Genomic DNA, 23,065 nt, shown 5'->3' on the forward strand with positions numbered 1-23,065 from the left:
TTAACTTATTTCGTTTCCCCTTTCGGGTTCCCATCGGAGCCCGTCCGCAGTGCTATTCCATTGGTCACTGTACTGAGGTTGGTGGTCACTACCTTGTCCCCATCATTTAACCCTTCACGGATATAGGCATATTGTTTATCGATGAGCACAATATCCAATTCCCTTATTTCAAGCAGACCGTCTTTCATCACCCATGCGGTTTGATCCGTCCTGACCAGATCTCGATCGAGCCTGACCACATCCGAAATGGAGTCGGCCTCGATATTGACCTCAACAAAGGTTCCGATCATCAATTTGGGTTTTCCCTCGAGCTCAGTCCCTGTTGCCAAGGGATCGTGGACCCTTACCAGTACCCTGGCCAATCGGGTCTGGTCGTCCAAGGCTCCGATCTGCCTATCCAAATAGCCTTTTCGAGTGGCACCTTGGGGCCATGCCGAAGGGTTTTCGATTTCCACCCCGGAACCCTTTTCATTGCCCGAGCTTGGGAATTTGAGGTATCGGAGACGTGATGTGGGCACCGTGGCGATGACCCAATAACTATCGGTCCCCACAATCCGCCCAAGGGCATCACCTTGGGAAACCTGGGATCCCACCGTGACATTCTGCGTTAGGATATGGGCATCAAATGGCGCACGTATCGTGGTGCGTTCCAAGTTCAATCGAGCTTGGTTCATATTGGCCCTGGCAGCCTCTATGTTTGCCTTTACGGCATTCAACTGAGGTTGGCGCAATACCAATTGTGTTTCGTTATCGGAAAGGGGATTGTCCCCGAAGAGGGAATCGTTGTTGATGAGTTCAAGGTCCTGTTCGGCAATTTGCTGGCGTCCCATTTCAGTGGCCAGGGCCGTTTCCGACTGAAGGAGTTCACTTTTCCTGAGTTCCAATGTATTCCTGTAATCGGATGGGTCTATCTGCAAGAGCACCTCCCCTTTTTTGACAAATCCCCCCGGGGTAAAGGCCGGGTCCCGTCGGATAATCTGTCCGGGCACCAATGGACTCAAGATCACATCCTCCACGGGCTGTACGGTTCCGGTAGCGACGATGGTCGGTGTGTTGGTACCTTTCTCCGTGCTTACCACATCGACCAAAATAGCAGTTTCAATCGATGCCCCTTCACTTTGGGCTTCAGGCTCGGTGGAAAATATCAACACCGTGATCAATGCTCCTGCCGCCAAAATGGCCAGGCAGATATAGAGTACTTTTTTATTGTTCATAGAGTTCGTCCAGTTTACTTTGTCCATTTTCAATGTCTCTTCCCGAATCAAATCCTCCCGCCAATGCGCGATGAAGGCCGATTCGAATCTGTACATGTTGTAATCGGGCCGCCACCAGGTCCCTTCTCAACTGTTGTTCTTGGTCCAGGCCCAACAGTACGTCCAGATAAGGACTGAACCCATTTAAAAATTCCACTCGAAGTTGTTTATTGCTCTTTTCCGCAAGCTCCAATTGCCGTTCGATCTTTTCCAGTCGATCTAACTGGTTGATATCTTGGACCAGGGCATCCTCGACTTCACGAAAAGCGACCAAAGTCGCCTGTCCATATTCGTACAACCGTTGCTGTTTGATAGCAGTGGCCCTGTCCACTTCGGCATTCAGCCGACCTCCATAAAAAAGAGGGGCTAGGATATTTCCCGCCAAGGAATAGGCCCAATTATCAAAAAGGTTATCAAAATTATTGGAACGCAATTGCCCTCTACCGCTCAACGATATCCTTGGATATTTGCTCTGCACTGCGGAGGCCATATCCCTGTCCGCGGCCAGTAACTGGGCGAAGGAACGTTTAAGGTCGGGTCTTCTCCTGACCAGTTCCAAAGGAAGACCGATTTCGGGCAGTCCGGAAATGGTCGGCAAGGAAGAAGATGTCTCGATGATCATGGCTTGGGGCTGTTTGCCCAAGAGCACGGCCAATTGATTCTCCAACAAGCGTACATTGGTCTCAAAAATGATCTTCTGTTCGCGGGTGCTCTCCAACAGTTGTGCCTGTCGCAAGATATCCACGGCCCTGATCTGTCCTCCCACGAAACGGGAACGGATCAATTTGATGATGGCCTCATTGGTCCTTATCTGATTTTCGGTAATCCGCAATTGTTCTTTGGCCGCCTGTAATTGATACCAAGTACCGGCTATTTCGGCCGATAGGGAAAGAGCAAGGGCTTGATAGTCGAAATAACTGGCCTCGGATCTGAATTTCTCTGCATTGACAGCAGTACCGATTCGCCCCCATAGGTCGAGCTCGTAACTGGAAAGGAATCCCAATTGCGTATTTTCCCCACCGACAAAATCAGGTTCGGGAAGTGTCCTTGCGGTTTGGGCCGAGGCTTCTAGAGAAGGCCATTTATTGGAAGCCTGTGATCTCACGGAGGCCTTGGTCGCCAAAAACTGCTGCCATGTGGCCGCCAAATTCATATTGGATTCCATGGCACTATCGATCAAGGCGTTCAGATGCTGATCTTTAAAAACTTCCCACCATCTTTCGGTCACGACACTGTCCCCAGTTGACGTGAATTCCTGATATTCTTTGATGGGAGGGGATATCTCTGAATATTTTGGGGAACAGTTCAAACAGAGCGTTACAATTACGGATAAGGGGAAAAACAAGGCCAAGCTCCGCCAACGGCCTACCTTTGGATGTATTCCCAAGATGGTTTCTTTTCTCATACCTTGATTTGATGGATACGGTCCCTTTAAGAACCATGCCTATTTAAGTACGTGATTTTCAAGGTTTTTTAAAAATAAAACCGTTTCAACAACCATACGGACCCCCTGAACGTCAATTTTTGACTTCTTAAGGGGCTTACAGTACAATATGGACCTGACTATTGATTAAAAAGTAAGTGGTCTGAGAACAGTCGTTATATAATGGAACCTACCCAATCAGCTACCATACAACAACTAAATCCATACATCCCAGTTGTTCTTCCCATGTCAATATAAAGCTACAGGTTGCGCATCAAAAAAGAATAGGTCTCACGCTCAAAGCTTCCAAGGGTATGGGGTCCTGTGGCAGGGTCCATTCATGAAAGCATCTCCAATAATGGTAATGACCCATCATTCCTTTTCCTTTTTCAGGACCGCCAGTGGTGAATTCCTGACAATACCGATACTGTTTCCCACGCCAAGTGCAAAAACCAAGAGGGTTATGGCCGGTAATATGACAACGAACGGAATCCAAGATGGAGAGAAAGCGGTTTCGAACAATAAATAAGCCAATAAGGTACTGCCCAAAACAGCGAGCAAAACACCCATGAACGCACCCAAAAACCCCAGGATGGCATATTCAATGGCGATCATTTTAAGAATTTGACCTCCTTGGGCACCAAGCGTCCTTAGCAAAGCGCCTTGTTTGACCCTCTGGTGCTTACTGCTATAGATGGCTCCCATAAGAACCGCCACCCCTACAAAGATGCTAAAGAAGGCCATAAAATTGATCACCCATCCGATCTTGCCCAAAATATCCTCCAAAAGGGACAGGATCCGCTTGAGGTCCAATATGGAGACATTGGGAAATTGCCTCACCAATTGCTGTTGAAGTTTTGCCGATCCCATATCATCGGTAGTCCGGGTGGTCATCACCCCAAATTGAGGGGCATTTTCGAGGATCCCCGAAGGAAATACAATCGAGAAGTTGGGCTGCAATCTGCTCCAATCCACTTCACGTATGCTCTGTACCACAGTGTTCATGATCCTTCCCTGAACATTGAAGGCCACAGGATCACCTATGGTCACTTTTGCCATTCGTGCAAAATCACTGCTCACGGAAATGGGTACCTTGGTGTCCGATTGCACTTGTCCGACCCAATCACCTTCCAAAATCCGTTCGGAACCGATAAGGTTTTCCCTATAGGTCACCCGGAACTCATGGTTCAGTATCCAACGCCCCACTTGGGAAGTCGTGTCCTTTCTGATCTTATCCACATGCTCGCCTTTAATTTCCTCCACCCTCATGGTCACTATCGGAATGTTATCTATTACCGGATAACCTGCATCGGATATAGTTTTGGATACCCCATCGACCTGCTGGTTCTGAATGTCCATCAGAATCATATTGGCACTGTTGGCACTGTCCTCTATGGCCGCTTTTTCCAAGAGCATGTCCTTTGTAAAATAAAGGGTACTGATCAAAAAGGTCCCGATACCAATAGCAAGTACCAACACCAAGGTCTGATTTTGTGGTCGGAAGAGGTTCTTTAGGCTTTGTCGGGCTATGAAGCTCCACGAATAAGGGAAAAACCTTTTCAATAGGGCCATAAAGAAACGGGCCACTGCGGTCAAGATCAAAAAGACGACCAGCAAACCTACCACAAAGAACAGGGAACGCATAAGATCGCCCAAGAGCCAATAGGAAAAGGAGAACACGAACAGGACAATGCCCAACCCGACCGCCGAGGTCGCCCATTTGGAACGGGACTGTGTTTCCTGTACCACGCGCAAGGCCTGTAATGGGGAAACATATAGCGTTTTCATCAAAGGATAGAGGGCAAAGAGCACTGACATGGCCAATCCAAGGGACAGCCCGAGCACAACGCTCTGAACAGAAAAGGTTATAGCGACATCAACGGGCAGAAGATCACCCAACAATATGGGAAACAATTGTTGGAGCCCGTATCCAATGGCCGTGCCCATCAGACCGCCCAACAGTCCCATACAGGCTATTTGGATGAAAAAGATCATGTAACTCTGGCGTTTTGAGGCTCCCAGGCACTTGAGTACGGCAATGGACCTGATCTTCATCTGCACATATATGCCCATTCCACTCGCGATCCCTACACATCCCAAGAGCAATGCGATAAAACCGACCAGGTTGAGGAATTTTCCAAAGTTTTCATAGCGTCTGCCCAACCGCCGCGCTTCGGACAAATGGGTATCCAAATCCGCATCCTCGGCATCGAGCACAGGGTCTAACTTATCGTCCAAAAGGGCCATATCATCATTTTCCCCCGCCTTGAAGTAATATTTATATTCGACCCTGCTACCGGTCTGCACAAGACCAGTGGAGGCAATTTGCCCAAATGGGATCAGCACGGGTGGCGCAATGGCCCCAAAAAAGGATGTGCTTCCCGGTACGTTCTCCAGTTCACCGGCAATGGTAAGGACCACGGCGCCCAATTTGATACTGTCGCCCACCTTAAGGCCGAGTTGTAACATTGTGGTGGCGTCCACTAGGGCCCCACCATTTGCAAAGGTCTTTGCGGCATCGTTGGGTTCGGTCTCCAATTCTCCATAAAACGGAAAACCGCCTTCCACTCCCCTGACCTCCATGAGCTTGGTACCTTCGTTACCAGGAAAAGCGGCCATGGACATAAAATTGATTTCCCGGGCATCAGCCCCACCAAGGGAGTCCATTACAGCGATTACCCTGTCGTTGACAGGCTTGTCGCTCTCTATCACATAGTCCGCACCTAAAAGGGCCTTGGACTGTGAAGCTATATTTTCCTTGAGCAACCCACTAAAGGAGTGTACGCTCACCACGGCGGCGACCCCAAGGGTTATGGAAAAAACGAACAATAATAGTTTACCATAGCTTGCTTTACCATCGCGCCACGCCATTTTGAGCAACCATGAAAATCCTGCTTTTTTCTTTTCCATATTACCCAATGGTTTCCTCGATTTTGCCCGATCTCAGGCGAATGCTCTTATCCGTTTTTTGGGCCAGTTCCAGATCGTGTGTCACAATGACCAAAGCCGTCCCTTGCTCCTTGTTGAGTTCAAAGAGGAGGTCCTCTATTTTGGTGCCGGTCTCATCATCCAGGTTCCCGGTAGGCTCGTCGGCGAACAATATGGAAGGTTTATTGGCAAAAGCACGGGCAAGGGCCACTCGCTGTTGTTCCCCACCGGACAATTGGGACGGATAATGTCCTTCCCTATGCTGCAAACCGACCTTGGCCAATAGTTCCTTTCCCTGTTCCGATGCCTTTTTCACACCTCTCAGCTCCAAGGGAACGATTACGTTCTCCAGGGCAGTCAAGGTAGGCAACAGTTGGAAATCTTGGAATACGAAACCAACGTTCTCGTTCCTCAAGCGTGCCCTTCCGTCCTCATCAAGTGCAAAAAGGTTTTGTCCACACAGCCATATATCCCCTTTATCCGTAACGTCCAGTCCGGCGCAGAGACCCAACAAGGTGGTCTTACCACTTCCCGAGGGGCCGACAATGGCAAAACTTTCACCACTTTCCACTTCAAAGGAAACATCATTGAGAACATTGAGGTCGTGCTCACCGCTCCGGTAGGTTTTAGAGAGCTGCTGAACTTTTAATATCTTTGACATAACACGCTTTTGGTTAAAACTCTCAAAATACTAAAATTGCCCATGACCAAGAAAATCCCAAGCTTTAGTTTCCCGTTAATGTTTTGTTATTTTTTGACGACCCTCCTTTTGGGTTGTGGTGAAAAAGGCCCAAAAAAAGAGGACGCAGCCATATCGACAGCGGAAGAGGTGGAAGTAACCCAGAGCAGTGGAACCGATAAGAAGATCCTATTTTTCGGTGACAGTCTAACTGCCGGATATGGACTGGAAGTAAGCCAAGCATTCCCTGCTCTGATCCAACAAAAAATCGATTCCTTGGATTTGGATTATACGGTGATCAATGCCGGATTGAGTGGGGAGACCACGGCCAGCGGAAAAAACAGATTGGAATGGGTGCTGACTGATGATGTGGACATCGTCATCATTGAATTAGGGGCCAACGACGGTCTCAGGGGCGTACCTCTGACCGAGACCGAGCAGAACCTGAAGGAAATGGTCAATAAAGTACAGAGCAAATTGCCAGAGGCCAGGATTGTTCTTGCAGGGATGATGATCCCACCCAACATGGGGCCGGAATACACCTCAAAATTTGAACACATATTTCCAGAATTGGCCGAATCCGAAAACATTGAATTAATACCATTCCTACTGGAAGATGTTGCCGGAATCCCGGAACTCAATCAAGGTGATGGTATCCACCCCACTGTAAAGGGACAAAAAATCGTGGCCCAGAATGTTTGGAAAGTTTTAGGTCCAATGCTTTAGGACATAAGAGAAAGTTGCTTTCCAAAACGTACAAGAAAAAAAAGAAGTTTTTACATACTATTGTGGGAATAATCTTGTTTTGATAAATTTAACAATCAAAAGAATTCCTCAATGACCGTTAACCCATCCATTTTCCATCATGCTGCGGTTCCTTTTGCCCTATTGGACGAACAGCTCACCTTTGTCGATTTTTCCAAAGAATGGTTGAAACAATTCAATTTGGACAATGATATTGAGGGCAAAGATTTTTTTGAGGCTATGCCCAAATTGCCAAATGAGCTGAAATCCGATATCAAATATTGCCTGGAGGGCATTGAACAAAGGTCCGGCACCAAACGCCTTGTCCTAAAAAATGGTGACGCCATATGGTATGATTGGAAAATCAGCAGTATCCATGAAGATAGGGACATGCCACCCAGTATATTGGTCATCCTAGAGGATATTACCCATAAACGTAGAGAGGAAGATCTTTTGATCAAATCACAGGAGGTGGCACGTATCGGTGGATGGGAAGTTGATTTGGTAAAAAACAGTATTTATTGGACACAAATCACCAAGGAAATACATGAAGTACCCCAAGATTATGTTCCCGACCTGGAGAAAGGCATTTCATTTTATAAGGAGGGCCATAGTAGGGAAACCATCACACGATTGGTACAAAATGGCATTGAAACCGGAAAACCTTGGGACACGGAGCTAATTATCGTGACTGCCAAGGGCAGGGAAATTTGGGTGAGGGCCATTGGAGAACCGGAAATGATCTATGGTAAGTGTGTTCGTATAGTAGGTACATTCCAAGATATAGACAAACAGAAAAACATAGAGCTCGATTTTAACAAAGTCAGTGAAAGGCTGTCCTTAGCGACCAAAAGTGCCGGGATCGGTATATGGGAATATAACATTCCAGAAGACCAGGTGTACTGGGACCACAACATGTATCTACTCTACGGTATCCAAGAATCGGATTTCGAAGGGGTATACGATGCCTGGGAATCCTGTGTACACCCGGATGATAAGCAAAAGATGGTCGAGGAAGTAGAGCTCGCCATGAAAGGAATAAAGGATTTTGATACGATATTCAGGGTTTTATGGCCCAATGGGGAAGTGAGATGGATAAAGGCCGAGGCGACAACCATTCGTGACATGGAAGGCAACCCTATAAAAATGATCGGTGTCAACGAGGATATCACCAATTTGAAGACCACGGAACTTCAATTGATCAAAAGTGAGGAATCTTTACAGGGCACTTTGGAGAATTCTTCCATTGGAATGGCCTTGGTTGACAGACAAGGAGGTTTCAAGGAAGTAAACCAAAGCCTTTGCGATAGTTTGGGATATTCCAAGGATGAGCTCCTGAGTCTCAAATTCCAAGACATCACCCATGAAGACGACCTTGAAATCGATTTAAAATTACTCCAAGAATTGATACAAGGTAAGCGAGGCACCTATCAAATCGAGAAAAGATATTTCAATAAAAAAGGGGAGATTGTATATATCATCCTAACAGTTACCGCAGCTAGGAACATTCATGGGGACATATCCCATTTCATTTCACAGATCGTGGATATCACGACCAGAAAAAAGGCCGAGAAAAAATTAAAGGGACTATTGGAGCTCTCCACCAACCAGAACAACAGCTTATTGAACTTTGCGCACATTGTTTCCCATAACCTCAGGTCACATGCAGCCAATCTGACCATGATCAGCAGTTTTTTGACGGACGAGACCCTAGGGGAGGCTGAACGGGAGGACAGTCTGAGCATGCTTACCAGGGCATCCTCCGGTCTCAATGAGACTATTTCCCACCTCAATGAGGTGGTACAGGTGAAATTGGAAACGGATAAAAAACTGAAGTCCATCCACCTGTCCTATATCGTTCAAAAAGTACTTATGGACATTCAGGCGCTGATCAATCAGAACAATATTGAGGTCCAGGTAGCGGTACCCAAAGAAATGGAGGTCAAAGGGGTCTTGGCCTATCTAGAGAGTATTGTCCTGAATTTGGTGTCAAACGCCATAAAATACAGGGACACTGAAAAAAAAGCCAATAAGATTTCCATAAAAGCCTACGAACAGGAGAACCATATCGTTTTTGAAGTTATGGACAATGGTTTGGGCATTGACCTGGATCGCCATGGCGAAAAATTATTTGGCATGTACAAAACCTTTCACAAAAATAAAGACGCGAGGGGTATCGGCCTTTTTATCACGAAGAACCAAATAGAATCCATGGGAGGTAAGATTTCTGTCGAAAGCAAGCCTGGACAAGGCACTACATTCCGTGTAACACTGGTAAAAGGTTAAACAAATTGAATCCTATGAATAAAGCATATATCGTCGATGACGACCCAATCCATCAATTTGGAATGAAACTTCTCCTTAAGAGGGTTGAATTTTCGAAAGAAATCCTGGCCTTCTACAATGGGCAAGAAGCTATTGACGCCCTGTTGGAAGCTGTGGAAAAGAATGAAACGCTGCCATCCATTATTTTTTTAGACCTTAATATGCCCATTAAGGACGGATGGGGCTTTTTGGACGACTTTGTGCAAATACCACATAACAACAGAAAAAAGATAACGGTATACGTCGTAAGCTCATCCATTGATCCGGTCGATTTGGAGCGAGCAAAAACCTATGAAGTGGTAAGCAATTATATTGTTAAACCGATAGAGGAGAGCCAATTGGTAGAATTATTGGCACAATTGAAAAATTTGGACGAATAACTCATTTTTTAAAACGATACAAATAAGGAGCCCTGTTCTGTGCTCCCGTATATTTTTTACCGAGCCGTTCCAAGACTTGAAGACCCAATATTTTCTTTTGAAAATTGTTCATGGGAAATTCCTTGTCGTAGACAGCTTCGTAAAGCTCCTTTACCTCTTTCATGGTAAAGGTCTCCGGAAGCAGATTGAAACCTATCAACTGTTCATCTAGATTTTGACGCAGTGCTTTATGGGCTGCGGCCACAATGCTATTATGATCGTGCGTCATATGAGGCAACTCTTCTACTCCTTCCCATTTCAAGAATTCCTCGAATTCCCCCATTTTCGGGTTGACCTTGTTCAGGTCCACCAGGGCATAATATCCTAGGCACACAAATCTATCGGTCACCCAATCTATGGCCTCATCGTCAAACCTATCGGGATCGAAGCTCTTAAGGCCCGACCTTACCATTTCCCTGTATTCGCTCCCAATGATCCTATCCTTTCCTCCAAAGGCCCGAAACTGCTCCAGATAAATGTTGTTCAGACCTGTACGCTCCTTTAATATTCTGGAAGCGGCCTCATCGATACTTTCCGTCTTTAGGATATACCCGCCCGGTAAGCTCCAAAGCCCCTCTCCATAACTGAGTTTGGAAATCAGTACTTTCAGCTCCTTGTTCTTATAACCAAAGATCACGCAATCGATCGAGAGTTGTGCGATATATTTTTCCTTTTGAAATCTTTCCATTGCCGTGATAGTTCGTGCTTTCGGTAATGCACAAAGTTAACATTGTTTTGAAGGTGCCAACGATTTTCAAAACTATAAAAATTCTATTATCTATTATTTAGAAAATAAAATGTATATTTATCATGCACACTTCAACTAGACAAATCCAAAATGAAGAAAACCACTGATTATCAAGCATCCTATCATGGGAATACAAGTCTTATTTTACAACGGACATTCCTTTTGATCTTGGGAACACTTATCGGTTCCCTTGCCCATGCACAGCAAACCGATTCCTTGGCCATCATCAAACTTCTGGAGAAAGAAGGACTTACATGGCGAATGGGGGACAAACAGGCCCATGCAGACTGCTGGGCAGAACGTCCATATGGACGCATTCTCGTATCGACCGCGGACGGTAGGACCTTGGATGTTCCCACCAAAACCATTATGGATCCTCCAGAGGGCATGATGGGAAAAGGAGGTTTCGCCTTCCACACCAATCATCAGATGAAAATCGGGGAACAGATCGCCTGGGTAAGCCATGATGAGGTTTCCGTGGGTACGGATGGTAAGGAAACGCTTTCACACGAGGTACGTATGTTGGAAAAATTTGATGGCCAATGGAAACTGGTCGGACAATCGAACCATTTTTATGATCATCCACCGGAAAACAAAATAGATACCACAAGTTATATCCAAACAGTGGATATCGAAACGGGAAGAATCGAGACCGTATTGACCATCGATGATCATTTTGAGGCCCCCAACTGGCACCCTGACGATTATCTGATCGTCAACAGTAAAGGAAAACTGTACACCTTGGACCTCTCTTCCAAAGAACTTGAACCATTGGATACCGGTTTTGCCGACCAGAGCAATAACGACCATGGTATTTCACCGGACAACAAATGGTTGGCCATCAGCCATAATGATAGATCCGATCCCTCCCCAAAAGCCTATAAATCGGCTATTTATGTATTGCCCATCGAAGGGGGCAAGCCCAGAAGGGTAACCTCCGAGGTCATGTCCTTTTGGCACGGGTGGTCCCCTGACGGAAAAAGATTGGCCTACTGCGCCGAGCGCAATGGCAACTTTGATGTCTATACCATCAGTGTTGATGGTGGCAGGGAAAAAAGACTGACAACGGCAGCGGGTCTGGACGATGGCCCCGATTATTCCCCGGACGGGAAATACATTTATTACAATTCTTACAAGTCTGGACACATGCAGATTTGGCGTATGCGATCCAATGGGAGCAGACAAGAGCAGTTGACCTTTGATGAAAATTCCAATTGGTTCCCCCATCCTTCCCCTGACGGAAAATGGATCGTGTATATTGCCTATACCTCGGATCAAAAGCAGGACCATTTATTCGGAAAACAGGTGAAATTGAGGCTCATGGATGTAGAGACCAAGGAGATCAAGGATATTACCCCTGTATTTTTCGGAGGTCAGGGCACGATCAACGTACCATCTTGGAGCCCGGACAGTAAAAAATTGGCATTTGTAAGTTACTCCGTCAACTAAACCATCATAAATTCAAAGCACATGAAAAACGACAATCCAAACAAGAGAAGAAAATTTTTGCGCCAGATAGGGGCGACCACCCTGGTGTCAGCTGCGACACCCTTTGCATCCTTTGCAGCACAGGAAAAAGCGGAAGAGCGGATACTACGATATGACCGGGAGTTTGCCAATAACGACAAGGTACGCATCGGGGTTATCGGCTATGGTGTCCAAGGACACTTCGACCTCAACACCGCCCTGCGCGTACCCGGGGTGGAACTCGCGGGTATCTGCGACCTATATCAAGGAAGATTGGTAAACGCACAGGAACAATATGGGAAGGAACTGTACGTGACCAGAAATTACAAGGACCTCTTGGACCGGGACGATATTGATGCGGTGCTGATCTGCACCACGGATGTATGGCACTCCAAAATCACACTGGATGCCTTGGCAAAGGGCAAGCACGTGTACTTGGAAAAACCCATGATGCACAAGATCGAAGAGGGCTACCCCATCATGGAGGCCGCCAAAAAATCCGGTCAGGTTCTCCAAGTGGGAAGCCAAAGGGTGAGCAGTGTGGGATATGCCAAAGCCAAGGAACTATTGGCCGCAGGTGAGATCGGTGAGCTCAATATGGTGCAAGCAGCTTGGGACCGTCAAAGTTCGATCGGGGCCTGGGAATATACCATTCCGGACGACGCCAGTGCCGAGACCACTGACTGGGAAACCTTTATTGAGGTAACGGACAAAATGGCCTTTGATGCCAAAAAATTCTTCTGGTGGCGGGCATTCAGTGAATTTGGAACAGGGGTGGCAGGTGACCTGTACATCCATTTATTGAGCGGTACGCACTTTATCACCAATTCCAAAGGACCCAATGATATCTACAGTACTGGACAGTTCAGTTACTGGAAGGATGGCAGGGATATGCCCGATGTGATGTCCGGGGTCATGCAATATCCAAAAAGCGAGGAGCATCCTGCTTTTCAATTGAACCTACGTGTGAATTTTATCAGTGGTACGGGAGGACAGGAGATCATACAATTGATCGGTTCCGAAGGCACCATTACCATCAACAGAAATGATATTACAGTGGGCTATAGTAAAATGCCAGAGGCACCCGGCTTTGGAGGGTACGATTCTGTGTTCACCTTTCCCGAGGAGATGCAGGACCGCATGAAAGCGGCCTACGATAAAAAATGGAGTGAAGCACAACAAAAAAGACATCCCAAGGGGGATGTGATTTATAAAGCCCCGGAGGGCTATAGCGACCACCTGGATCATTTTACCAATTTCTTTGATGCCATCCGGTCTGGAAAGACGGTTATAGAGGATGCCGAATTTGGTTTTAGGGCTGCGGCTCCCGCTTTGGCCTGTAACACCAGTTACTTTGAAAAAAAGATCATGACATGGGATCCCGTTAAGCTCCAATTGGTATAAGGGCACGTTTATCACATTAAAGATCAAGGGGACATGGAATATAAGTAAAGGGTATCTTGGATTGTTTTACCCTAACCCCTATCGGCCATTGTCCCCCTTGGATTCAACTCAAGAATATAATTTCCCGATAAGCTGGTCGGGAAATTTATTTATTGATACATTTGCATGTTTCAATATATCAAATGATTTTGGACCTAAAACACATCGAAAAGATTTCAAAGGCCCTTGGCGATGTCAACCGCCTGAGCATATTGAAGGCCATCCAGTCCTGTGATGGCAAACTGGAGTGCAGTACGATCACCGCATCCTTGAACCTATCACAGCCCTCGGTAAGCCACCACATCAAAAAATTGGTGGATGCCGAATTGATAGAGCCGCAAAAGGAAGGTCGCTTCTATTTTTATTCCCTAAACGAGGAGGTTATGGAAAGCTATCTGGAATCCTTGAAAAAATTGTGATTTTTATTTCTTGAATATATCGATACATATAAATATATGAATTCAAAAAAAACAGCTTATTCCATACTTGAACTCGCCGTTCTTCCAAAAGATAGCTCTGTTGACCAAGTATATGCCAACACCGTCGCCCTGGCACAAAGGGCGGAATCCCTGGGTTACAGCCGCATGTGGTTTGCTGAACACCATAACATGCCGGCCATTACCAGTAGTGCCCCTGACCTTTTGATCGGCCATGTGGCTCAACAGACCAAAACCATACGTTTGGGTTCCGGGGGCGTAATGCTCCCCAACCACTCCCCTTTTATCGTCGCAGAAAGGTTCGGGACACTCGCAAATCTTTTTCCGGGGCGTATCGACCTGGGCCTGGGAAGGGCACCGGGTACGGACCAGCCCACAGCGAAGGCCATCAATCCCGGATTTATAGAGGCTACCCACTCCTTTCCCAACGATATTGAAAAAATACAGACCTATTTTTCCAAGGCCAATCGAACCTCAAAGGTTCGGGTACCCTTGGCCGAAGGGGTTGACGTTCCCATTTATATTTTGGGCTCCAGTACCAGTAGTGCGCGGCTTGCGGCCCAAAAAGGGTTACCCTATGCCTTTGCGAGTCATTTTGCGACTGCTCAGCTGTTCAATGCCCTGGAGATATACCGGGACCAGTTTCAGCCCTCCGAAGTGTTGGAAAAGCCTTATGTCATCGCGGGAATCAATGCCATTGTTTCGGAGACTGATGAGGAAGCGGAACGCTTATATACTTCTGGCCTCCGTATGGTCATCAACATCCTATCGGGAACAACAAGTCAGTACATTGAACCTCCTACCGATATGAGCACGGGTTTAAAAGAAGTACGACAGCATCCTGCTATCATGCAGATGACCAGGTATTCTTTTGTTGGGAGCAAAGAAACGGTAAAGGAGCAGGTCAGGGAATTCCTTGAGCTTACCAAGGCCGACGAACTCATGGTATCCTCCATCATGTACGATACCAATCAGCGAATCCGATCAGCGGAACTCTTTGCAGAGGTCATGGAGGAAATCGATCAAGGGGCCGAGGTCGCAATGGACTGACCCTGTAGTCCCTACATCATTTAATTCCCAAGTCAAGACATCGTTGGAAACATTTATGAAAAAATCGTTTAAAATTGACAGATTCGTCATGGGTATCATCATGGCGATCATCCTGGCCTACTTTTTCCCTGGTCCGGCAAGCAAGGAAAGTTCCATACCCTTGGACGCCATTTCCGGAGTAGGGATATCCCTTATCTTCTTTTTCTATGGACTTAAACTCAATCCTGAAAAAATTCGCCATGGATTAAAGAACTGGCGTTTGCACATTTTGGTACAATCCTTTGTCTTTTTGGTGTTCCCATTACTGGTCCTGGCCCTATACCCCATGTTCCGATCGGGAACCTATTTCAACATCTGGCTGGCATTCCTATTCATGGCAGCCCTGCCCTCTACGGTATCGTCATCCGTGGTGATGGTCTCCATTGCCAAGGGAAATATCCCTGCTGCCATATTCAATGCGAGCATTTCGGGTCTGATAGGTATAGTGATAACCCCGCTATGGATGGGCCTGTTTTTAGAACAACGGGCCACGGATTTCAGTCTACTGGAAGTGTACACGGACCTGGTGGTACAAATTCTTTTACCGGTGGCCCTCGGACTTTTGCTGCACAGGTACTTGGGCGGTTTTGCCTCAAGGTATGGCCGTTATCTTACCCTGTTCGATAAATCGGTGATCCTATTGATCATTTACAAAAGTTTTGTCCATTCCTTCGAGGACGGGGTTTTCGATACCGTGGCATTGGAGCAGTTGGTTTTGATATACCTTGGGGTCCTGGTCCTTTTTTTTCTGGTTTATTGGCTGATCGGGCTTTTTGCCGAACGCATGCATTTTTCCATGGAGGACACCATTACCGCCCGGTTCTGCGGCACCAAAAAATCTTTGGTCCATGGAACGGTATTTTCGAGCATTCTTTTCCCTGCTTCCTTTTCCATCGGTATAATTTTGTTGCCCCTCATGCTTTTTCACGCAACCCAGATCTTTATCATCAGTATCATTGCTTCGAAATTATCCAGGCGCGATAGTATCGGCGAGTCAGCGGATTGACCCAAGTAAAGTGGATTCAGGTCACCCTAGGGTCAATTCTCCAATAAAAGACCCATGGCCCTTTCCAACTTCTCTTGGTACCCTATGGAAATGTTTTTGGTTCCTCGATCATAGAAATCCTGCATGACAATGGGGACATTGTAGGGCAAGGTCCATGCGCGCAGTGTATTGGCGACGACCCTCATATTGTCTATGCCGCTGGAAGCATTCCCTCCAAATGCCCAACATACCAATGCTACTTTTATCCCGTTCAGATAGGGATTTTTTTCTCCTGCACTGACAATCAGCCAATCCAGACAGTTTTTCATTGCCCCTACCATGCCACCATGGTACAAAGGGGTCAACCAAATATGTTTATCGCAACTTCGGAACAGTTCCACCATATCCAATACCGCTTGGGGCACCGATTCCGCATCCTCCGAAAAAATTGGGATTTGATGGTCTACCAGGTTGTACACCACCATTTCTATCCCCATACCTTCCAGCGTAGTTCTTAGATAAGTAATAATGTGATTGGCCGTATTGAGCTTTTTGGAAATGGTCCCATTGAAGACAAGTAGCTTCATATTGTTTGTAGTTGATGTTTTGTTTATATCACCAAAATACCATGCATCCTCCATCATCACCAATCAATTGGGGTTTAAAATATATATTGTCAAAGACCGATTAACTTTGCCATTTGCCTTCGAAGGCAAAATCCTTTTGTGGCATTCTTGTTCGTTCCGCTGTTTCACTTTCCTGCAGGTCTTCTGACAGATCTTCCATATTGCCACCATAATAACCCACAGCTATCGCAGTACTTACATGGTACCCTTCGGGAACATCAAAGACCTTTTGTGCTTTTTCCCAATTGATGCCCGCCATGTGGTGCAGGGCAATATCCAGATACTGTGCTTGAACGGTCATATTTCCCACGCTTAGACCCAAATCGTGAAGGGCATGGAAATTCTCCTTGCCTTCTTCGGTTTTTTCCTTGTATGCGGTCAATATCAATAGTGGTGCGTTGACTGCCCAAGATTTGTTGAAATCGCTCATGCAGTCCACCATTTTATCATAGGCCTCTGTTCCCTTTTCAGCATAGATGAATCTCCATGGCTGCCTGTTAAAAGAACTTGCCGTCCATCGCGCGGCCTCGAACAATTGCTTAATGTGTCCGGACTTTATTTTCTCCTCCCTAAAAATTCTTGGACTGTATCGCTGTTTGAGCAGCGCATAAATTTCATATTCGCTATCCGCAATTTTTCCTAATCTAATTTGGTCTTCTTCTGTAGTTATGATCATTTCGTCTTCTTTTTTTACAATGATAGGGATTCAAATGATTTTTGATTGTCTCTTTTCATCTACATATTGACGCAATTGCTTTTTGAAGTACATTCAGGACTCCCCAGCCAGTTCTTTTGGATTTAGAAAATGGGCGGATACATAAAAGCCAGGCCCAATACCTTCTTGATTCGAGAATCTCTTCCGATCGACCATTGCGCACAATGCTTATCGTCCTAAAGTTCAGGGCGGGATGCGCTCCCACACGAAGTGAAAACCTTTCCTTGTCGATCGCCCTGTAGCGCCACCAAAAAATAAAGGTCCAAGGTTTGCCTTCCAGGGCAAAGCGCATATCGGGCTCAAAGCTCAATTTACCTTTTTTGAACTTCAGGTCGAAAATCAGGGCAGGATCACCCAATGAAAAAGAGGGGATCAGGGATATACCGTTATTGGTGACACTGGCCGTACCACTGAAATCATCCAAGAAAGGCTTCTTCCCTTCTTGGGCAAAAACATTCTCGCTAAGGAACAGACAAAACAGCGTCATCGCAAAATAAAAGATATACGGTCGGACACTAAGCCATGGCAAAACACTTGGCATGGCCTTGCACCACCCGCTGTTGAGGTAGATACTTTTCATGATGGGTTTGTTGGTCAATTATCTCAAAGATAGCACCTAAGGGTAGTTATGACAGTACCCGTATTACAGAAACACCTACCATTTTTACGGATAATGGCACGAGGCCATCAACCACTGTTGTCCGGCTCCCTCCAATTGGTTACCTTGTAGTGTTATGGAGAAGGTCATAAATTTGGATACCGTCAACGATTACTGCCTGCGGTTCGAACAAACCGCACAGCACCCTTTGGTCAGCGTAATGGATCTGCACGAGCTCAAGCGAAATTCCCAAAAGGGCATTGAGGCCCTCAAGTTCAATTTTTACGGGATCTTTTTAAAACAAAACCCGGACTGCATAATGAAATATGGCAGAAAGTACTATGACTTTCAGGAAGGCACCCTGGTATTTATCGGTCCTGGCCAGATCGTTCAGATCGAAAACAGCGATGATTACATCCCTTCGGGACATGCCCTGTTGTTCCATCCCGATCTTTTGCTAAAGACCAATTTAGGCCAGATCATTTCCAAGTACTCTTTTTTTTCCTATGAACTGAGCGAAGCATTGCACCTCTCACAATGGGAGAGACAGATCATTCTCGATTGCCTGGATAAGATACGATTTGAACTGGAACGGGACATCGATAAGCACAGTAAGGAGCTCATCGTATCGAACATCGAGCTGTTTCTGCGTTATTGCTCTCGATTCTACGATCGGCAGTTCATAACCAGGGACGTGGCCAATGATGGCGTGGTACACCGCTTCAAGCGCTCACTGCACCAATACCTCCATTCCGGCTTGGCCGGAGAACTGGGCTGTCCCTCTGTTGGGTATTTTGCGAACGAGCAATATCTATCGGCCAATTATTTTGGTGACCTGATCAAGAAGGAAACGGGCAAGAGCGCCTTGGAGATCATCCAGTCCAAGATCATCGAAGTGGCCAAGGAACGCATATTCGACCCCTCAAAAACCGTTAGTGAGATCGCCTATGAACTTGGTTTTAAGCATCCCCAACATTTTTCACGTTTGTTCAAGAACAAGGTAGGACACTCCCCCAACGCTTACAGGACAATGCATTAGTCGAGAATGTACAAGGGATCAAGTGTTTTGCCCTTTGGACATCTCAGTATATTTCGACATTGGAGATCAAAGGGCATCCCAAGGCTTCCTTGATCTCTATTTTGACCTTTGATGTGCGCACTCCATCCAGGGGAAGTATGCGCTTGTAACCAATCGTGGTTCCTCCAGTCACTTTTTTCCACTGACCCTGCTTCCAAACAAGTATGTCAAAGGCCTCGACCCGTTGGCCCAATTCTATATATTCCTGCAATAGCAAGTAACCCAACTCGGTCTCCCCATCAAGTTCCAAGGTGAGCGAGGCCGATGTGATCCCATCATCCGTGGCCCAATAAGTAGCGGGATCTCCATCGGTCAGATTCAAGGGCGAATATTCTCGGTCCCCTCCCCTGACCGTGCTTGCCGACACTTGGATCGACCGTGCTAGATCATGTTGGAAAACACTGTCCAATATTTTCTTGAAACCCTGCAGGGACATGACATCCTCGGCATGGAACTGCCCTGTGGTATCGGGCGGTACGTTCAACAATAAATTAGACCCCCTCCCCACGGAGGTCAAATAGATTTGAAAAAGTTCTTCAGGGGTCTTGACCAAAGAATCTTGATCCTTGTGATAGAACCAACCGGGCCTTATCGATACATCCACTTCTGCAGGTATCCATCGACTTCCCCCGGCCGTGCCCTTTTGCAGCAGATCTTCGATACCGGCCTTGCCCGCATAGAGCGTATCCGGCGAAATGGTATTCCAATTGGTCGTTCCAGCAACGCCCCGTTCATTGCCCACCCATCTCAAGTCGGGCCCGGCATCGCTAAAAAATACCACATGTGGCTGAATGGAATCCACCATGCCAAGGGTATTGGGCCAATCGTAATAATGCTCTCTGTCGATGGTCCTTCGCTCGCGTGCGCCCCCATAGTGGCCATCACCCCCATTGGCCCCGTCGAACCACATTTCAAAAATGGGCCCATATCCAGTGAACAGCTCCCTTAACTGGTTTCTGTAATAGTCGATGTAAGAAGGGTTCCCGTAATCGGCATGGTTGCGGTCCCATGGTGAGAGGTAAACCCCGAACTTCAGTCCGTACCTGGCCGCAGATTCGGAGACGGACCGGACCACATCCCCGTTGCCCGATCGAAATGGACTGTTCTTTATGGAGTGCTCCGTGTAGGCCGATGGCCAAAGGGCAAAACCATCGTGGTGCTTGGCGGTCAAGATCACACCTTTAAAGCCGGTCTCTTCCAAGACGCTCATCCACTGATCGGAATCAAAAGCGGAGGGATCGAACAATTCCGGCGGTTCATCGCCATATCCCCATTCCCTGTCCGTAAAGGTATTGATCGAAAAGTGGACAAAAGCGTTCATTTCCATCCGATGCCAGGCCATTTGATCTTTTGTAGGTATCGGTCCCAAGGGCTCTGGCTCGGCAACCTCCTTTTTATGTTGACAGGATGTCACTGCCCATAACAGCATGGGAATGATCCAAAATTCCGTGGCTCGCATCATGATATACTTCTGGTTTGCAATTGTGCCCTACCTCTATTTTGATTTAAAGGAGTCGCGGCATTCCGCAAGATAAAATTTTGCTGCTTTAGATAGAAAAATCCAGCATCAAATCAATGGACCATCGCCCTTCATCCCATTGCACAAGAACAATTCAACAAATTTCCCATCGGTTGTTAAGGTTAAATCCCAATTTTATTTACCATAAAAAAATGGAAATTGATATCTTACACGGATAATAATTAATCAAACAAATGAGCAAATTTTATTACAACCAAGAACAGGAATCCTATGACGCCATTGTGGTCGGTACGGGAATCAGTGGTGGTTGGGCCGCCAAAGAGCTGTGCGAGAACGGTCTAAAGACCTTGGTTCTGGAACGAGGGCCCATGGTGAGGCACCGCGAGGACTACCCAACGGCCAATATGGACACCTGGGATTTTCCCCATGCGGGACAGCGCACCCGAGAGGACATCAAAACACAGGAAAAACAAGCAAGAACGGGCTATACCGTAAACGAACCTTCCAAACACTGGTTCGTAAACGACTTGGAACATCCCTACAACGAGACCAAGCGTTTCGATTGGATGCGCGGATACCACGTAGGGGGCCGTTCCATAATGTGGGGACGACAGAGTTATAGATGGAGCGATATCGATTTTGAGGCCAATAAAAAAGATGGGATTGCAGTGGACTGGCCTATTCGCTACAAGGATATCAAACCTTGGTACGACAAAGTGGAGAGTTTTATCGGTGTTTCCGGGGAAAACCTGGGGCTTCCCCAGTTACCTGATGGAATATTCGAACCCATGATGGACCTGAACTGCGTGGAACAGCATTTTAGGGAGCAGGTGGCCGATAAGTTCAACGGCCGTGTGGTGACCGCCGGTAGGACGGCCCACATCAACAGTGATAAAAAATTCGAGGGTGACGGACGTGTCCGTTGCCAGTTCAGGAACCGCTGTATCAGGGGATGTCCATTTGGCGGGTATTTTAGCAGTGTTTCCTCGACCCTGCCCACTGCGGAGCGGACAGGAAACCTGACCCTCAGACCTGATTCCATCGTACATGAGGTCATTTACGATCCCGATACCAAAAAAGCAACGGGTGTAAAGGTGATTGACAGGGAGACCAAGGAAGCCTTTGAATTCAAGGCCAAGGTAATCTTCCTTTGTGCCTCTTCCATGGCCACGACCTCTATCCTGATGCAATCCAAATCCGATAGGTTCCCCGATGGCCTGGGCAACGATTCCGATCAGTTGGGAAGAAATATCATGGACCACCATTTAGGTGTAGGTGCCTCGGGCAAGTTCGATGGATTTGAGGACAAATATTACAAGGGCAGAAAGCCCAACGGTATATACATCCCAAGGTTCAGGAACCTAGGAGGTGACTCCGATATGAAAAACTTCATTCGGGGATATGGTTACCAAGGCGGTGCCAGCAGGGGCAACTGGGAAGAGAGCGTATCGGAGCTATCCTATGGCAAGGACTATAAGGATGCCATGCTCAAACCAGGTGGATGGACATTTGGTATGGGAGGTTTCGGAGAGGTATTGCCCTATGAGGATAACCGGATGACCTTGGATTATGACAAATTGGACCAATGGGGCCTACCGACCATCACCTTTGATGCCGAGTTCCATGACAATGAATGGAAAATGAGAGAGGATATGAAAGAGCAGGCCGTGGAAATGTTGACCAAGGCAGGCCTGAAGGATGTGCAACCCTACGACAATCCCGGAGCACTTGGTCTTGGTATCCACGAGATGGGGACAGCACGTATGGGTCGTGACCCGAAGACTTCCATAGTGAACGGTTTCAACCAAGTACATACCTGCAAGAACCTTTACGTGACCGATGGGGCCTTTATGGCATCCGCCAGTTGTGTGAACCCTTCGTTGACCTATATGGCCTTTACGGCAAGGGCCGCCAACCATGCCGCCCAAGAACTTAAAAAAGGAAATATATAATGGAAAGAAGATCAGCACTCAAGAATATGGGATTGGCCTTCGGTTATGCCGTGGCCACTCCGACATTGCTATCCCTCTTGCAAAGTTGCAAGGACAAACCGGCCTATGCCGAGTGGACCCCCAGCTTCCTCGACAAGGAACAGGGCTATGCCATGGCACAGACCCTCGATGTGATCCTTCCCAAGACAGATACCCCTTCCGCTACGGAAGTGAACGTGCACACCTTCATCGATGCATACCTCGACGAGGTCATGCCCTTGGAGCAAAGGGAGTTCGTGGTCATGAAAATGAACAAGTTCTACGACAAGGTCCTGGCCGATTCCGGAAAGGAAAGCTTGATGGACATAGAGCCCGCGGACATAGAACCTGCGCTGCAGGCCTATCTGAGGAAACGTTCCGATGAGGAGGAAGAGGCACATTCCGAGGCCATCATGAGCTATATGCAGGCCATTATGCAGGGAGGCGAGGCCAGTCTTGACGACGATATCGCACGCTTCTCCTTTGCCAACGACCTGAGGGACCTGGCCACTTGGGCCTACAAGTCCTCAGAATATGTGGGCGAAGAGGTACTGGCCTATCTGCCCATACCAGGGGAGTACGTCGCCTGTGGCGACCTACAGACCCTCACCGGTGGAAAGGCATGGTCCCTATAGGCCCAAAGCATACATCAACAAAA

At 47.1% G+C, this 23,065-nt stretch carries 20 protein-coding genes; 11 read left to right on the forward strand and 9 right to left on the reverse strand.

Features of this window, described 5'->3' with window-relative positions; all coding sequences use genetic code 11:
- Positions 1–5 precede the first annotated feature (5 nt).
- The 4 genes from PY091_RS18440 to PY091_RS18455 all read right to left on the reverse strand — a co-directional run bounded on the left by PY091_RS18440 (position 6) and on the right by PY091_RS18455 (position 6,265).
- Positions 6–1,214, reverse strand: a complete 1,209-nt coding sequence (locus PY091_RS18440) for an efflux RND transporter periplasmic adaptor subunit (protein WP_275650956.1) — start codon at positions 1,212–1,214, stop codon at positions 6–8.
- Positions 1,204–2,658: a TolC family protein gene (locus PY091_RS18445; protein ID WP_275650957.1), complete on the reverse strand. Its 1,455-nt coding sequence runs from the start codon at positions 2,656–2,658 to the stop codon at positions 1,204–1,206. Before PY091_RS18445 ends, PY091_RS18440 begins: the two co-directional genes overlap by 11 nt.
- Before the next feature lie 390 nt (positions 2,659–3,048).
- Positions 3,049–5,586, reverse strand: coding sequence for an ABC transporter permease (locus PY091_RS18450; protein ID WP_275650958.1), 2,538 nt, complete (start codon positions 5,584–5,586; stop codon positions 3,049–3,051).
- A 1-nt stretch (position 5,587) separates the two neighbouring features.
- The gene (locus PY091_RS18455) at positions 5,588–6,265 is read right to left on the reverse strand and encodes an ABC transporter ATP-binding protein (protein ID WP_275650959.1); all 678 of its coding nucleotides are present in this window, start codon (positions 6,263–6,265) and stop codon (positions 5,588–5,590) included.
- Between the two features lie 42 nt (positions 6,266–6,307).
- Here PY091_RS18455 and PY091_RS18460 point away from each other — a divergent pair, with 42 nt between their 5' ends.
- From PY091_RS18460 to PY091_RS18470, 3 genes are all read left to right on the forward strand, one after another.
- Complete coding sequence (locus PY091_RS18460; RefSeq protein WP_275650960.1) at positions 6,308–7,009, forward strand: arylesterase; 702 nt, start codon at positions 6,308–6,310, stop codon at positions 7,007–7,009.
- Positions 7,010–7,120: 111 nt separating this feature from the next.
- A complete protein-coding gene (locus PY091_RS18465; RefSeq protein WP_275650961.1) occupies positions 7,121–9,313 on the forward strand; it encodes a PAS domain-containing sensor histidine kinase in 2,193 nt (730 codons plus the stop codon).
- Positions 9,314–9,327: 14 nt separating this feature from the next.
- Positions 9,328–9,732, forward strand: a complete 405-nt coding sequence (locus PY091_RS18470) for a response regulator (RefSeq protein WP_275650962.1) — start codon at positions 9,328–9,330, stop codon at positions 9,730–9,732.
- A gap of 1 nt (position 9,733) precedes the next feature.
- Here the strand turns inward: PY091_RS18470 and PY091_RS18475 are convergent, their stop codons facing one another.
- Positions 9,734–10,459: an NUDIX hydrolase gene (locus PY091_RS18475; RefSeq protein WP_275650963.1), complete on the reverse strand. Its 726-nt coding sequence runs from the start codon at positions 10,457–10,459 to the stop codon at positions 9,734–9,736.
- A gap of 150 nt (positions 10,460–10,609) precedes the next feature.
- Between PY091_RS18475 and PY091_RS18480 the strand changes: the two genes are divergently transcribed.
- The 5 genes from PY091_RS18480 to PY091_RS18500 all read left to right on the forward strand — a co-directional run bounded on the left by PY091_RS18480 (position 10,610) and on the right by PY091_RS18500 (position 15,961).
- On the forward strand, positions 10,610–11,968 hold the full coding sequence (locus tag PY091_RS18480; protein WP_275650964.1) for a TolB family protein: 1,359 nt from the start codon (positions 10,610–10,612) through the stop codon (positions 11,966–11,968).
- A gap of 21 nt (positions 11,969–11,989) precedes the next feature.
- Positions 11,990–13,390 carry a Gfo/Idh/MocA family protein gene (locus PY091_RS18485; RefSeq protein WP_275650965.1) on the forward strand — a complete coding sequence of 467 codons (1,401 nt, stop codon included), beginning with the start codon at positions 11,990–11,992 and terminating at the stop codon, positions 13,388–13,390.
- 182 nt (positions 13,391–13,572) lie between these two features.
- Positions 13,573–13,848, forward strand: coding sequence for an ArsR/SmtB family transcription factor (locus PY091_RS18490; RefSeq protein WP_275650966.1), 276 nt, complete (start codon positions 13,573–13,575; stop codon positions 13,846–13,848).
- 36 nt (positions 13,849–13,884) lie between these two features.
- Positions 13,885–14,916, forward strand: coding sequence for an LLM class flavin-dependent oxidoreductase (locus PY091_RS18495; RefSeq protein WP_275650967.1), 1,032 nt, complete (start codon positions 13,885–13,887; stop codon positions 14,914–14,916).
- A 55-nt stretch (positions 14,917–14,971) separates the two neighbouring features.
- Entirely contained in the window at positions 14,972–15,961 is a 990-nt protein-coding gene (locus PY091_RS18500) for a bile acid:sodium symporter family protein (RefSeq protein ID WP_275650968.1), read from the forward strand.
- A 32-nt stretch (positions 15,962–15,993) separates the two neighbouring features.
- Here the strand turns inward: PY091_RS18500 and PY091_RS18505 are convergent, their stop codons facing one another.
- The 3 genes from PY091_RS18505 to PY091_RS18515 form a co-directional block, all read right to left on the reverse strand.
- Positions 15,994–16,527 carry an NADPH-dependent FMN reductase gene (locus tag PY091_RS18505; protein ID WP_275650969.1) on the reverse strand — a complete coding sequence of 178 codons (534 nt, stop codon included), beginning with the start codon at positions 16,525–16,527 and terminating at the stop codon, positions 15,994–15,996.
- A 100-nt stretch (positions 16,528–16,627) separates the two neighbouring features.
- Positions 16,628–17,242, reverse strand: coding sequence for a nitroreductase family protein (locus PY091_RS18510; RefSeq protein ID WP_275650970.1), 615 nt, complete (start codon positions 17,240–17,242; stop codon positions 16,628–16,630).
- Positions 17,243–17,297: 55 nt separating this feature from the next.
- Positions 17,298–17,861: a hypothetical protein gene (locus PY091_RS18515; protein WP_275650971.1), complete on the reverse strand. Its 564-nt coding sequence runs from the start codon at positions 17,859–17,861 to the stop codon at positions 17,298–17,300.
- Positions 17,862–18,015: 154 nt separating this feature from the next.
- On the opposite strand from PY091_RS18515, the gene PY091_RS18520 reads away from it, so the two are divergent.
- Positions 18,016–18,918, forward strand: a complete 903-nt coding sequence (locus tag PY091_RS18520; protein ID WP_275650972.1) for a helix-turn-helix domain-containing protein — start codon at positions 18,016–18,018, stop codon at positions 18,916–18,918.
- 43 nt (positions 18,919–18,961) lie between these two features.
- Here the strand turns inward: PY091_RS18520 and PY091_RS18525 are convergent, their stop codons facing one another.
- A complete protein-coding gene (locus PY091_RS18525; RefSeq protein ID WP_275650973.1) occupies positions 18,962–20,419 on the reverse strand; it encodes an alpha-L-fucosidase in 1,458 nt (485 codons plus the stop codon).
- Between the two features lie 251 nt (positions 20,420–20,670).
- Between PY091_RS18525 and PY091_RS18530 the strand changes: the two genes are divergently transcribed.
- Together PY091_RS18530 and PY091_RS18535 are read left to right on the forward strand one after the other, a co-directional pair.
- The gene (locus tag PY091_RS18530) at positions 20,671–22,389 is read left to right on the forward strand and encodes a GMC oxidoreductase (protein ID WP_275650974.1); all 1,719 of its coding nucleotides are present in this window, start codon (positions 20,671–20,673) and stop codon (positions 22,387–22,389) included.
- On the forward strand, positions 22,389–23,042 hold the full coding sequence (locus PY091_RS18535; protein ID WP_275649902.1) for a gluconate 2-dehydrogenase subunit 3 family protein: 654 nt from the start codon (positions 22,389–22,391) through the stop codon (positions 23,040–23,042). The genes PY091_RS18530 and PY091_RS18535 overlap by 1 nt, the downstream gene beginning before the upstream one ends.
- The last annotated feature ends 23 nt before the right edge of the window (positions 23,043–23,065 follow it).

Source organism: Flagellimonas okinawensis (assembly GCF_029194005.1).
GTDB lineage: Bacteria > Bacteroidota > Bacteroidia > Flavobacteriales > Flavobacteriaceae > Flagellimonas > Flagellimonas okinawensis.